A 12,546-nucleotide genomic window follows, 5' to 3' on the forward strand; every position below is an offset into this window, starting at 1 on the left:
ATCGCATAGCTAGAGCAAATACTTGAACTAAGCGCAAACTTTCAACAAAGAAGGTAAAGGGGGTTTTCGACAGTTATATTGCAGTGAGGTGAAAAGTCTTATTTTTCTAAAAAGAAAAGCAAACAAGGTGCTCCATACACGACAAACACCTTAGTTTGATTATTGTGGCTGGCTAAAAGAGAGGTAGCGATCAAAGACCGCCTGCGCGCGACCAGTTTGCTGCGCATCGAGAAAATAGTCATTAAGCTGATTTAACAGCGGCATCGAATTTTCTAAGCTACGGCGAACTTGCACGTGGTACGGCTTGTTTCTAGCGAGAAAATGATGAACGATTGGCCGATCAATTTTATATAGACCCAACTGAATTCCACCATAAATGGGTTCAATTTCACTCACAAACCAATCACACCGCTCTTTTTGCAGCATATTCAGCGCTTGCTGTACGGAATTTAAATAGAGAGAGGGTTCTCTAGACAGTGCAAAATTCTCATAATTAAAGCCATTAACTCCGCATAATACGCCATCAACGGATGGGTCTTTTAAATCTTCATGGTTGTCTGGCAGCGTAAAATAACCGAGTTGGATCGTATAAAGCGGGACCGAAAAATAGCTGTACTCAGCCCTTTCTGCGCGATAACTTGCATCCCATGTCAAATCGCAGCGACCGCGCTCTTGCGTCAGTTCATGTTGGACTCGCGCCCAAGGCATAAAATAAAACTGGTAATCGATGTTGTGAGATTTTAATGCGTCCAACACCAGCGTTGTGGCTGAGCCAGTCAAGGAATCGGCTTTTTCTTGATACGAGCTCCCCTGCCAATAGGTGAACGGGGGCCAAACATTCACATCACCAACACAAATACGAACTGGCTCTGCGGCGGCGGCACTACAGATGAACATCAATCCTAATAACAGCAGTCGTCTCATGTTCAAAACTCATCATCATGGTTATGATTTAAAGTGTAGACCTAAGCCTACAATACAAAGAGAAAGATCAAATTTTATTAAGCAGAAGTAAAAAATAAAGCCAGGAAAACCTAGCTTTATTTAATGCGAAAAGAGTTAGATTGTCGCAGGAAAAACTAAGGACGCTCGACAAACCCTACCGCTTTAAATGCTTTTTTCAAAGTGATCGCAGCGCGAGCCGAGGCTTTTTCTGCACCCGCTTTCATTACTGAATCAAGATACGCGCGATCTTCTCGAATGCGCGCGTATTCAGCTTGAACAGGCTCCAGCATGGCAACCAGCGCTTCGCCAACATCTTTCTTGAAAGGGCCGTACATCTCAACACCTTGATATTGCGCTTCAATCTCAGCAAAGCTTTTGCCTGTCGCCGCAGAGTACAAACTCATCAAGTTGGAGATGCCCGCTTTGTTTTCGGTATCAAAAGCGATGCGTGGTGGCGTTTCAGTATCTGTCTGAGCCTTATTGACCTTCTTGATAATCGACTTTGGATCTTCCAGCAAAGTGATGACATTCTTACGGTTATCATCTGACTTAGACATCTTTTTCGTCGCATCTTGCAGGCTCATTACTCGCGCGTTCACTTGAGGAATGTAAGGCTCTGGAATGGTAAAGATCGGCTTTTCAGGACTATAGATGTTGTTAAAACGAGTCGCGATATCTCGCGCAAGCTCTAAGTGCTGCTTTTGGTCACTGCCCACGGGTACTTGGTGCGCGCCATAAAGTAGAATATCGGCCGCCATCAACACCGGATAACCGAATAAGCCCGCATTCACATCGTTCGCATAACGTGCTGATTTGTCTTTGAACTGAGTCATGCGGCTCAATTCACCCATCTGCGTGTAGCAGTTGAGAAGCCAACCCAATTGAGCATGCTCTGGTACGTGTGACTGAACAAATAGCGTGCTCTTTTTAGGGTCAACACCAACTGCAAGACAGATTGACAATGCATCTAACGTGGCTTCATGCAGTGCTTTCGGATCTTGACGAACCGTGATCGCATGCAGGTCAACCACGCAGTATTGACAATCATAGTCATCTTGCATCTGTTGCCATTGACGTAGAGCACCCAAATAGTTACCGATACTTAGTTCACCTGACGGTTGAACACCACTCAATACAATGGGTTTGCTCATAGGGATGATTTCCTTGCTACTTAAAATGAGATAAGACTGAAAATGTCTGTGAAAAAAAACCGCGCTCATTCGCTAAGTGATACTTGATTTAGCGATAACGCGGTTTATGCAGTGTACTCATTGACGAGTATTTTACTAGCGCATTGTGTGAACTTTTATGCTGAAACTCGCAACACATCAAGCAATTGGTCGATACAGTCCGCCACGTAATCAGGGTTGGAAGCTGAAATGGGCTCACCGTGATTGTAGCCATAAGTCAAACCAAACGAATAACAACCCGCATTTTTAGCCGCTAAAATATCGTTTTTCGAATCCCCAACCATCAACATTTCCTTGGCCGTTAGTTGATGTTTATCCAATAGCCAGTTAAGCGCCATTGGATCAGGTTTTTTGATCGGGAAGGTATCACCACCAATCACATCACTAAAAAAGTGCTCAATACCATGTTGTACCAATACGTCAGGTACAAACTTAGACGGTTTATTGGTCACCAAAGCTAATGTGAATCCAGCACTGTGTAGCTGCGCTAAGGTTTCTTTCACTTGGGGATATAAATGGCTCAGTTTATGGCCCGTTTGGGCATAAAATTCATCAAAACGCTCACGAGCGGTGGCTTTGATCTCATCGCTAAGATCAGGGTTGATGGTTAAACTTTGGCTAAGTGAGCGAGCGATCAGCACATCTGCACCATTGCCGACGTAATCACGCACTTGCATTTCTGATACTGATGAATAGCCTAACGATTGTACCGCTTGGTCGGCGGCTACAGCTAAATCTGGCACGCTGTCGAGCAAGGTACCATCGAGATCAAAGGCGATTAATTTAATTGAGCTTAAAGACATCTTAACTTCCGAATAATAGACAAGGGGCACAAAGCCCCTTGTTGCGTTATAAGTATGTTGCGTAGTGATTATTGAGGTGTAGTCAGTATTATGACTTAGCGCGCCACTTTGGCTAATTCTGCGCGCATCTCATCAATCACCGTTTGGTAATTAGGTTGACCAAAAATAGCCGAGCCTGCGACAAACATATCTGCGCCCGCTTGCGCAATTTCACGAATGTTATCGACTTTGACCCCACCATCAATCTCAAGGCGGATATGACGACCCGATTGCTCAATCAATTGACGCACCGCGCGCAGTTTATCCAACGTATGCGGAATAAAAGATTGACCACCAAAACCAGGGTTAACCGACATCAGCAAAATGAGGTCCACTTTATCCATAATAAATTCGAGATGCGCAAGTGGCGTAGCTGGGTTGAGCACTACACCCGCTTGGCATCCGTGCTCTTTGATCAATTGCAATGTGCGATCAACGTGATCAGAAGCTTCCACATGAAAAGTGATCATCGAAGCCCCTGCTTTGGCAAAATCAGGAATGATGCGATCAACCGGTTTAACCATCAGGTGGACATCAATCGGTGCCGTAACACCATAGTCACGCAGCGCCTTACAAATCGGAGCACCAAAGGTCAAGTTGGGAACGTAGTGGTTATCCATTACATCAAAATGGACAACGTCTGCCCCAGCGGCAAGCACTTTCTCAACATCTTCGCCAAGACGAGCAAAATCTGCTGAGAGTATAGATGGGGCAATTAGGAAATCTTTCATACCTGACCTCTTAGGCTAGTGGGCGCAAATGCGTGATGAGCAAAATTCGCCCGCAATTCTACCTAAGCTGGCCAAGATATCCTAGCGCGACACCCGATTTAACTGCGAAATGTTAACCTTCGCATTCCGCTGTATTGAACAGTGCCAACAACTCATCTACTTTGTTGCGCCCTGCTCCATTACGGCTAATGGTGCGCTTAACCTTGACCACGTTAAGTTCTGCACCATGATATAAACGGCGCGTTAACTTAGTGTCATGATTGGAAATCAGTACCGGTATGCCACGATCATTGGCGGCTTTTTCGGCGACATCGGCCAATGAGGCTTGATCATCCAATGAAAAGCCATTACCAGAATAAGAAGTAAAATTGGCGGTGGTAGAGAGTGGCGCGTATGGCGGATCGCAATAGACAACACAGCCCTTGCGAGCACGACGAAACGTCTCTTCGTATCCTTCGCAAATAAAGGTCGCTTTCTTGGCTTTCTCGGCAAAAAACTCCAATTCTGCTTGCGGGAAATAAGGCTTTTTGTAGGAACCAAAAGGCACATTGAAACCGCCTTTTTTGTTGTAGCGACATAAACCATTAAAACCAAAACGGTTCATGTATAAAAACGCCAACGAACGATACAGTACATCATCGGTTTTATTGAACTCTTTGCGAATATCGAGATACGCTTCTTTACGGTTGTTATCGGCCGTGAACCAACGCTTAGATTCGGTGATGTACAGTTCAGGTTGATCTTTGATCAGGTTGTACAAGTTGATGAGATCAGGATTGATATCGGCCAACAAATACTGTTCAAAATCAGTATTGAGGAACACAGAGCCAGCACCAACAAAGGGTTCAACCAGTTTACGCGCTGGTGGCAGGTGACGTTGAATCTCTTCGACTAGGCCATACTTACCACCAGCCCATTTAAGAAAGGCACGCTGCTTCTTCATTTACTGCTCTATCTTTCAACCACGAAATAAGGCTGCGGAATGTAACATATTTTTGCGTCAAGCTCAGCGTTATTTCGCACGATCAATCTCTCGCTGTACTTGGCTGAGCGATTTGGCCCAAGGGCCTTGCAATTGCAACGCTTTCGGTAAGGTTTCAACGGCATCACGCGCAAACTGGATGGTTGGATAATTACCATAAGTGATGATGTACCACTCCACATCATTGCGTGCTGTCGGATAAATACGCACCTTTTCTTGCAGCGCGTAGGTGTTAATAAAGTTTTGTGCTTCAGCAAGCGAACTGACTGCCGCTAATTGCAAAGTATAACTGCGTGGCGAGAAGGCTTTGAGTTCTTCTCTCGCAAAGGAGAAGGTGATTTTCGTTGGCGCAGTGGCAGTCTCACTTACTGGCACAGTTTGCGCCGTGCGGTTTTGTGCATCAGCAAGTGCATTATTAATCACTGACGTATCGGCTTTGGTCGAATTGCCTTCCAAAAGCGCATCCACAACATCAGACTCAATCACCACTCGTTGCTGATCGCTGTCAATTATGCCCACGCTCTCTGAATTCTCCATCACATCGGGTGGTAACGAACTGGAATCATCTTCAGCATCTAAATAACTCGGGTCACTTTTCGCAAGCAGCTTCCCATTATTGGTGGCGTCAGTTGCTGAATCATCGTTAAGCGTATTGACTGTTGGTGCAGCAGCATCCCCGAGCGTCGGAATCACCGTCTGCTCGAGTGTGCCTGTAATTTGCGACGCTTGCTCATCGGGTGAGGGCTGGGTAAATAGCCACCAGTAACCACCACCGATGATGAGCAGAAGCAGTAAAACCAAGGCAGCGATCTGCACAGGAGAACCGATAATCGAACGGATGATGATCCTTTTTTCCATTTTCTGCTCTCCTAATGCCATGATTTCCCCAGGCACGCGTTTCACCTTTTTGTAAGCGTTGCGTACGCGGCGCTCCATCTCATCGGGTACATAACGCATGACCAGATTTTCAAAAAAGCGATCCGCTTCTTCATTGCTTAGGGCTTCAATCTCAAGCTCTACGGGTTTATGCTCTTGTCCGTAGCTTAAACGAGTCAGCAAAGCATCAAGGCTATTAGCTTGTGCAAATAATACGACATTGATGGTCCACAATGGATTGGCTTGTGCTTCTAACACCAGCATCCATAGCTCAGACACTAAGGTTTCGGAGAGTAGATGAGCGTCATCGACAACAATCACCACATCACAACCGCCACCATCTAGCAGACGAGCTAAGCTGTCAGAAAGTGTATCATGAGGATTAAATAACGGGCCTGAAACGATTTGGGTAAGAATGGTCGCTCGACGCTGCTGGTCATCTTGATTGGGATGACACAGCAACAGCGATTGGTTTTTATCTTCGGCCCACGCTTCTAAATAACGCTGCGCTAACCAAGATTTACCAAAACCTAATCCACCACCAACGGTAATGACATTTGAGCCAAAATTGGTCAATAATTGCAAACGCTCAAGTAGCTCGACTTGCGAATCTAATTCCAATATACGTAATTCATTCGCCAAACTCATTAGGCCGTCCTACTGACAGACAACTGTCAAATTAGTATCAATGAAGATTTACAGGGTGCGGCAGAAGTCAATCGCTTGTTCAATGACCGCTTCGGGTACACCTTTCACTACTTGTGATGTACCAATACTGGTTGGTAGCACCAAACGTAGTTCGCCTGAAAGCACTTTTTTATCACGCATCATGTGTTGCATAAAGTCAGAAAACGACATGCTTTCGGGCGTATGAATCGGTAAATTTGCTCTTTTGAGTATAGAAACAATCCGCTCAACTTGCTGATCGTTAATTAAACCTTGTAACTGCGCCGTTTTAGCGGCCATCACAGTTCCGGCAGAAACCGCTTCACCGTGTAGCCAATTACCATACCCGAGCTGCGCTTCAATCGCATGACCAAATGTATGACCTAGGTTCAACAACGCGCGAATTCCCGACTCTTTTTCATCTTGAGCGACCACATCGGCTTTAATTTGACAGCAGCGAGCGATGGCATAACTTAGCGCTTGCTCATCTAAGGCATAGAGTTTATCGAGATTCTCTTCCAACCAGATAAAGAAATCATGATCGTAAATGATGCCATATTTGATCACTTCCGCCATACCAGCAGCAAATTCTCGCGCTGGTAAAGTCGCCAAACATTCAGTATCAATGATGACGGCTTTCGGCTGATAAAATGCACCAATCATGTTTTTACCTAAAGCATGATTGACAGCGGTTTTACCGCCAACGGAGGAGTCCACTTGCGAAAGCAGCGTGGTCGGTATTTGGATAAAATCGACTCCGCGCTGATAACAGGCTGCGGCGAATCCAACTAAATCACCAATCACGCCACCACCTAAAGCGATGATCACCACATCACGGCTGTAATTACCTTCCAGCAGGTAACTCATCACCGTATTAAATGTATCTAAAGTTTTGTACTGCTCGCCATCTGGCAGTTCAAGCAAGGAGACGTTACAAGCATGCGGTGCAAGAAGGGCGAAGATTTTATCCGCGTACAAAGGCGCGACCGTCACATTACTGATGACAACGACTTTTTGTTTGGCCGATAAAAAAGAAAGGAGGGCCGGATCATTAAATAATCCGGCGCCAATTGAGATTGGGTAGCTACGCTCATCTAAACTGACCGTAATCCGTTCCATGGTTTGCACTCCAAAATAAAGAACTTAGGAATGTTCTTCTAGCATTTTTACGATCTCGTTGGCTACCACTTTTGCACCTTGATCGTCAGTACGAACCGTAAAATCAGCGATCTCAGCGTAAAGATCGTTACGTTCATCAGCCAAACATTCTAAGACTTCACGTGGATTGTCTGTTTGAAGCAATGGCCGTTTTTTGTCACGGTTCGTGCGTGCAAGTTGTTTTTCAATCGTCGTTTCAAGGTAGACCACAATACCACGAGCAGATAAACGATTACGGTTTTCTTTACTCTTAACAGAACCACCGCCTGTTGCGAGTACAATACCTTGTTTCTCGGTTAGGTCATTAATTACAGCTTCCTCACGTTTACGGAAGCCCTCTTCACCTTCGACGTCAAATACCCATGCGATATCTGCGCCTGTACGCTCTTCAATGACTGTATCTGAGTCTAAAAACTCCATATGCAGTTGTTGAGCAAGATGTCTACCAATTGTACTTTTGCCGGCGCCCATTGGGCCAACAAGGAAAATATTGCGTTTCTCAGCCATGTTTAGCAGTAATTTACAACGTTAATTCAATGACATCGCCACAAGATTAGCCAGTATAATACTGACCGTTAAGACGCTCGTGGCACCTATTCCTCACAGATGATTCGTGATAAGACCCGAAATTATCTAGATATGGTGCCACTAATGCAACTTTATTTTTTAACCAATCGCAATATCAGCCGTAAGTTATTGAATGACGACTTTCGGTGTCACGAAAATCAGCAGCTCACTTTTGCCCACTTGCTCATAGGAACGGCGGAACAATGCACCAAGTAATGGCAAATCACCAAGCAATGGAACCTTATCCACCGTATTGTTGACGCTATGTTGGAATATTCCACCAAGGACCACGGTTTCTCCATTATTGACCAATACTTGAGTGCCAATACGCTGAGTATTAATTGCAACCGCTTCTCCCGTCCCTGTTTTTACAATATCCCCAGGCCGGTCTTGAGTGACACTGAGATCTAACACTAAACGATTATCCGGCGTTATCTGCGGCGTCACTTTTAAACTCAGCACCGCTTTTTTGAAGGCGACCGTCGTTGCCCCGCTGGAAGAAGACTCCAGATAAGGGATCTCCGTACCCTGCTCGATATAAGCTGGCTTCTTGTTTGTCGTGATCAAACGAGGGCTGGAAATAATCTCCGCTTTCGACTCACGTTGCAGCGCTGAAAGCTCTAAATCCAACAACATATCCGACCCCAACTTAGCCACTTGGAAGGCAATACTTGAGGCGTTAGCAGAGGTCGCCGCTAAGTTTACGTTAAGGAAGTCATCAACGGGCAATGTGCTTTCCCCCAACTTGCCCACTTGGAATAAATTACTTTCAATACTTCCGCCTGCGGTGTTGTTGCCATTGGTCGAAGTAAAGCCCCAGCGTACGCCAAGTTCATCCAAATTACCTTCGTTGACCGTAACAATGCGCGCTTCAATCTGTACCTGTTTGACCGGGATATCGAGCGATTCAATAATTTGGCGTATCACCACAATATTCTCAGCCAATTCGCGGATCAGCAGTGAGTTGGTTCGTTCGTCGATACTGATGGAACCTCGCTCAGACAACATGCTGACTGCCCCTTCGCCGCCAATCATCTGCGCAATATCAGACGCCTTAGCAAAATTAATTTTGATGATTTCAGAACGCAGATCGCCCAACTCTTCAGCCAAACGTGCCTTTTCAAGCTGCTGCTTTTCACGTAAATCCAACTCTTCTTTAGGTGCAACTAAAATCACATTGCCGTCAACACGCTTATCTAATCCCTTGACTTGCAAAATGATATCGAGCACTTGCTGCCAAGGCACGCCATCAAGCCGTAGCGTCAGGTTACCAGTGACCGAATCTGAGACGACTAGGTTAAACGCGTTATAATCTGCGATAAGCTGCAAAACATTTCGCACAGGAATATCTTGAAAGTTAATCGAGATAAGCTTGCCCTCTTTCTCAAGAATGCTCTTCGGCTTAGGTTTTTCTTGTTCTTTCAGTTTGCCAATCACCACCTCAAGGTATTTCCCTTTCAAGCTGTAATCATACTTAAACTCGCCATGAATGGTCGCCAGTAACTGTGTACTTGGCTCTTTGCGCAATACCTCGATACTCTCAACAACGGTTGCAAAATCTTTGACGTCTAAGACATAGAGTTTCTCATTGGAGACATCCGTCTTAAGCAGTTCAATTTGTAAACCGTCAGCCACTTTCTGCACATTAACTACTGTCGAAGGTGATGCGAGTTCAACAATCAATACAGCGTCTTTGTTTTTATTGACTCGAAAATCAATGCCTTTAAGCTCGTTGGTCTGCGCCGTTTCTGCCGCCACACTTAGCCCTGCCACACTCAATAATAAGCCAAATAAGAGGCTCCGAAATACCATAGTCATTTGTGTCTGTAGTCCTTTAATCATAGTGATTTCTCTAAATTCAAATTCTATTTCAGAGCCAATTTGACGTTACGTTGATTCCAACAACCTAAGCCGTCTGGCAAGGTTTCATTGATCAGCAGGTAATTGGAATTAACTCGAGTAACTTTGCCGTGATTCAAACCTAAATATTGTCCCGCTTTCACGTTGACGACCTTGCCTTGGGGCGTTTGCACTAATGCCGATACCGCGCCCCCGCTACTCATCACGCCTTTTAATCGCAGTTGATTAAGCGGATAGCGCTCTAGCTGGCCATTTTTACTGCGAGCTGGAGGTTGCCAGCAGTCTGCCTTCACTACAGGCTGATTTTGTACAATCGCTTCTTTAGGCAGCACAAAAGGTTCGCGGGATTCATGTTGCGCATAATGAGCAACTTCAAATTGAATAATGGGTTTTAATTTGGAGACTTCTTTGCGTGCTTGCCCCTCAACCTGCTCCACATAAACCTTCAATGAATCTTGATTCGCCTTACAACCAACCAATACGCTGGTACTAAACAGCACCATCAGCAGCAGATTATTGTTTTTCATCGTCCACCTCTTGCTTGAATTGATAGGTATAAGCGCGCACCCTAAAATGTAACGTACTGCTTTCCTGGCTAACCCGTTGCCAATCAACATCATCGAAATTAATAATGCGGGGCAATTTCGCGATCGCCTCGGAGAAATCACCAATGTCGTGGTAATTCCCAGTTAATTCGATATTGAGCGGCAAACGATACAGAAACTCTTTATTCTGTTTTTCTCCCCAATCAATACGTGTAAAGGTTAACGCGTTATCTAGCCCTAGTTCATTGACCGACGCCAGCATGCTTGCGAGCTCTTTTTGCACGGGTAATTGGCGTAATAAAAAATCATAACGTTCAGTTAATTCATCCAGTTGAGCTTGCAACTGGGGTAAGGTGGCGGCTTTGCTGGCCTTAATCCGTAAGGTCGATTTCAACACCTCTTCTTGCTGTTTTAAGTTCTGCAATTGCTCATTTTGAGGCATCAGGTAGAACCACGCGCCAACGCCTTGAATAATCAGCATCAACACCAAAATAACCAGCAGTTGAGGCAGCAACGGCCATTCAGCCATTTCATCCATATCAAGATCTTGAAAACTAGTCATGGACACCTCCTGTAGACCGAATCTTGGTTAGTGCAGCGCCCTGTGGTGTCGGCGAATGAAACATAAATGACACTTTAAACGTCTGAAACTCCTTACCAAATCGCTTATTACCGTGCACGATAGAGTGCATGTTGACATCGGAAAGTAAGGCTGATTTTTCAAAATTATCGAGCATGGTCGCAAGACGCGCAGTGCTGTCACTGATGCCCGTAATTTCAATTTCTTCACCATTCATTTTGATCTTATCGACGTAGACTCCTTCAGGCATAAGCTGTGGCATCAGGTTCATCAACTCGGTGGTTTTATTGCGTTGGCTTTGCAATGACTCAACAACCGATAAGCGAGTTAATAGTGCCTTGTGTTCTTGTTCCGTCATTTTTAATGCATTGATCTGTTTATCAAGCTGCTGAATGTATTGATTCAAATAGGCCAGACGAGACTCTTGCTGCTGTGCTTGCCCAGAGAAATACAAACCGATACCCCATTGAATACCAACAGCGCTCATCACACCTAAGACGACCAAGCCCATAAAACGACGCTTATGCGCCGCTCTTTGTTCCTCTCGCCAAGGCAGTAAGTTAATGCTATGCAACATGAGAAGACTCCAACCACTCGATACCACGCAGTGCAAGGCCTGCTGCGGTGCTAAAACTCTGCCCAGACTGCTTATCTCGCTGGCGTTTCGCTAACTTATTGTTAAACAGAAGGAAGGGATCGAGAATCTCGCACTCAAGCTTGAGACGCCGCGAGATCTCTTGCGCCAACATCGGAGTATCTGCGCCACCACCTGAGAGCCAAATGCCTGCTAAACTGCCCGCGCCATTGACGGAGGTGAAAAGCTGCAACTGACGTTGAAGTCGCTCGATCAACTCATGCACAAAGCGCTCGTTTTTATCGGCTAATTCCGCATTGGTGCCCGACATCGCGCTGTCTTGGGACAACCACTGACAACCGAGAGGGATCTCTTTATGAAAAGGGGCTTTATCAGTAAAATCAATACAGAGCGCCGTTTGGGTATGGCCCACATCCATGAGCATCCAATCGCTGCGATGTTGTGCCCTGCTCGCCAACTGCCAAATGTTTAACAAACTGTGTATTTGCACATCAACCGCGATCGGTAAAAAGCCCGCTTTTTGAGCCGCTAACGCACGGCTTTCCACGACGTCTTTACGAGTGGCGTAAACTTGATAACTTACGGTGCTACTGCGACTTACGCTTTTTTCCATCACTTTGACGAAATCGAGACTCAGTTCTTCTACCGGGAACGGTGACTGATGAGAAAATGCCTGATAAATAGCAAACTCTTTTTCACGCGCCTGCAGGTCACTATCTATCTGTAATACCTTACTTATTACCGCATTGTCCGGTACCGATATGGCGACTTTGCGACTAAATAGTGGTAAACCCTTTCTTAGTTCTTTGAGTTTCTTTACAATTTTCTGATAATCCAGCGTGTGGTTATCGGAGAATATGTCCTCAGTAATAAATAATTCTTTATAACCGACGAGTGCATATGAATCACCCGCTAGCTTTAACACCACCGCTTTAATACTATGGTGGCCAATATCTATACCCGTAACCAATGATTTACCCATACGGCTTAGCTCCAGTAACGCTGCTTA

General features: G+C 45.3%; 13 protein-coding genes. All 13 read right to left on the reverse strand.

Annotated elements, in window-relative coordinates; genetic code table 11:
• Window positions 1–159: 159 nt before the first annotated feature.
• The gene (locus tag PL85_RS07745) at window positions 160–924 is read right to left on the reverse strand and encodes a substrate-binding periplasmic protein (protein WP_088718007.1); all 765 of its coding nucleotides are present in this window, start codon (window positions 922–924) and stop codon (window positions 160–162) included.
• Between the two features lie 155 nt (window positions 925–1,079).
• Window positions 1,080–2,096: a tryptophan--tRNA ligase gene (gene trpS / locus PL85_RS07750; RefSeq protein ID WP_013855895.1), complete on the reverse strand. Its 1,017-nt coding sequence runs from the start codon at window positions 2,094–2,096 to the stop codon at window positions 1,080–1,082.
• A gap of 155 nt (window positions 2,097–2,251) precedes the next feature.
• A complete protein-coding gene (locus PL85_RS07755; protein WP_026027427.1) occupies window positions 2,252–2,938 on the reverse strand; it encodes a phosphoglycolate phosphatase in 687 nt (228 codons plus the stop codon).
• Window positions 2,939–3,033: 95 nt separating this feature from the next.
• The gene (gene rpe / locus PL85_RS07760) at window positions 3,034–3,708 is read right to left on the reverse strand and encodes a ribulose-phosphate 3-epimerase (RefSeq protein WP_013855893.1); all 675 of its coding nucleotides are present in this window, start codon (window positions 3,706–3,708) and stop codon (window positions 3,034–3,036) included.
• Between the two features lie 112 nt (window positions 3,709–3,820).
• Window positions 3,821–4,651 (reverse strand): Dam family site-specific DNA-(adenine-N6)-methyltransferase, encoded by an 831-nt coding sequence (locus PL85_RS07765; protein WP_013855892.1) that lies wholly within the window; start codon window positions 4,649–4,651, stop codon window positions 3,821–3,823.
• Between the two features lie 69 nt (window positions 4,652–4,720).
• Window positions 4,721–6,214 (reverse strand): AAA family ATPase, encoded by a 1,494-nt coding sequence (locus PL85_RS07770; RefSeq protein WP_115339342.1) that lies wholly within the window; start codon window positions 6,212–6,214, stop codon window positions 4,721–4,723.
• Window positions 6,215–6,262: 48 nt separating this feature from the next.
• Window positions 6,263–7,351: a 3-dehydroquinate synthase gene (gene aroB / locus PL85_RS07775; protein WP_115339343.1), complete on the reverse strand. Its 1,089-nt coding sequence runs from the start codon at window positions 7,349–7,351 to the stop codon at window positions 6,263–6,265.
• Window positions 7,352–7,375: 24 nt separating this feature from the next.
• On the reverse strand, window positions 7,376–7,897 hold the full coding sequence (aroK, locus tag PL85_RS07780; RefSeq protein WP_010317691.1) for a shikimate kinase AroK: 522 nt from the start codon (window positions 7,895–7,897) through the stop codon (window positions 7,376–7,378).
• A gap of 186 nt (window positions 7,898–8,083) precedes the next feature.
• Window positions 8,084–9,769, reverse strand: a complete 1,686-nt coding sequence (locus PL85_RS07785) for a type IV pilus secretin PilQ (protein ID WP_412766527.1) — start codon at window positions 9,767–9,769, stop codon at window positions 8,084–8,086.
• 53 nt (window positions 9,770–9,822) lie between these two features.
• Entirely contained in the window at window positions 9,823–10,344 is a 522-nt protein-coding gene (locus tag PL85_RS07790) for a pilus assembly protein PilP (RefSeq protein WP_013855888.1), read from the reverse strand.
• Window positions 10,331–10,924 (reverse strand): type IV pilus inner membrane component PilO, encoded by a 594-nt coding sequence (locus PL85_RS07795; protein ID WP_013855887.1) that lies wholly within the window; start codon window positions 10,922–10,924, stop codon window positions 10,331–10,333. Before PL85_RS07795 ends, PL85_RS07790 begins: the two co-directional genes overlap by 14 nt.
• Window positions 10,917–11,519, reverse strand: coding sequence for a PilN domain-containing protein (locus PL85_RS07800; RefSeq protein ID WP_081245065.1), 603 nt, complete (start codon window positions 11,517–11,519; stop codon window positions 10,917–10,919). The genes PL85_RS07795 and PL85_RS07800 overlap by 8 nt, the downstream gene beginning before the upstream one ends.
• Window positions 11,509–12,519 (reverse strand): type IV pilus assembly protein PilM, encoded by a 1,011-nt coding sequence (gene pilM / locus PL85_RS07805; RefSeq protein ID WP_115339345.1) that lies wholly within the window; start codon window positions 12,517–12,519, stop codon window positions 11,509–11,511. Before pilM ends, PL85_RS07800 begins: the two co-directional genes overlap by 11 nt.
• Window positions 12,520–12,546: the final 27 nt, after the last annotated feature.

This window comes from Vibrio anguillarum (assembly GCF_001989995.2).
Taxonomy (GTDB): domain Bacteria; phylum Pseudomonadota; class Gammaproteobacteria; order Enterobacterales; family Vibrionaceae; genus Vibrio; species Vibrio anguillarum.

What these genes read in the sequence shown, in the direction of transcription:
- PL85_RS07765 (WP_013855892.1), bottom strand. Translation starts at nt 4,651, where the DNA reads ATGAAGAAGCAGCGTGCCTTTCTTAAATGGGCTGGTGGTAAGTATGGC.
- aroK (WP_010317691.1), bottom strand. Translation starts at nt 7,897, where the DNA reads ATGGCTGAGAAACGCAATATTTTCCTTGTTGGCCCAATGGGCGCCGGC.
- aroB (WP_115339343.1), bottom strand. Translation starts at nt 7,351, where the DNA reads ATGGAACGGATTACGGTCAGTTTAGATGAGCGTAGCTACCCAATCTCA.
- PL85_RS07755 (WP_026027427.1), bottom strand. Translation starts at nt 2,938, where the DNA reads ATGTCTTTAAGCTCAATTAAATTAATCGCCTTTGATCTCGATGGTACC.
- rpe (WP_013855893.1), bottom strand. Translation starts at nt 3,708, where the DNA reads ATGAAAGATTTCCTAATTGCCCCATCTATACTCTCAGCAGATTTTGCT.
- pilM (WP_115339345.1), bottom strand. Translation starts at nt 12,519, where the DNA reads ATGGGTAAATCATTGGTTACGGGTATAGATATTGGCCACCATAGTATT.
- PL85_RS07795 (WP_013855887.1), bottom strand. Translation starts at nt 10,924, where the DNA reads ATGACTAGTTTTCAAGATCTTGATATGGATGAAATGGCTGAATGGCCG.
- PL85_RS07790 (WP_013855888.1), bottom strand. Translation starts at nt 10,344, where the DNA reads ATGAAAAACAATAATCTGCTGCTGATGGTGCTGTTTAGTACCAGCGTA.
- PL85_RS07800 (WP_081245065.1), bottom strand. Translation starts at nt 11,519, where the DNA reads ATGTTGCATAGCATTAACTTACTGCCTTGGCGAGAGGAACAAAGAGCG.
- PL85_RS07745 (WP_088718007.1), bottom strand. Translation starts at nt 924, where the DNA reads ATGAGACGACTGCTGTTATTAGGATTGATGTTCATCTGTAGTGCCGCC.
- PL85_RS07770 (WP_115339342.1), bottom strand. Translation starts at nt 6,214, where the DNA reads ATGAGTTTGGCGAATGAATTACGTATATTGGAATTAGATTCGCAAGTC.
- trpS (WP_013855895.1), bottom strand. Translation starts at nt 2,096, where the DNA reads ATGAGCAAACCCATTGTATTGAGTGGTGTTCAACCGTCAGGTGAACTA.
- PL85_RS07785 (WP_412766527.1), bottom strand. Translation starts at nt 9,769, where the DNA reads ATGGTATTTCGGAGCCTCTTATTTGGCTTATTATTGAGTGTGGCAGGG.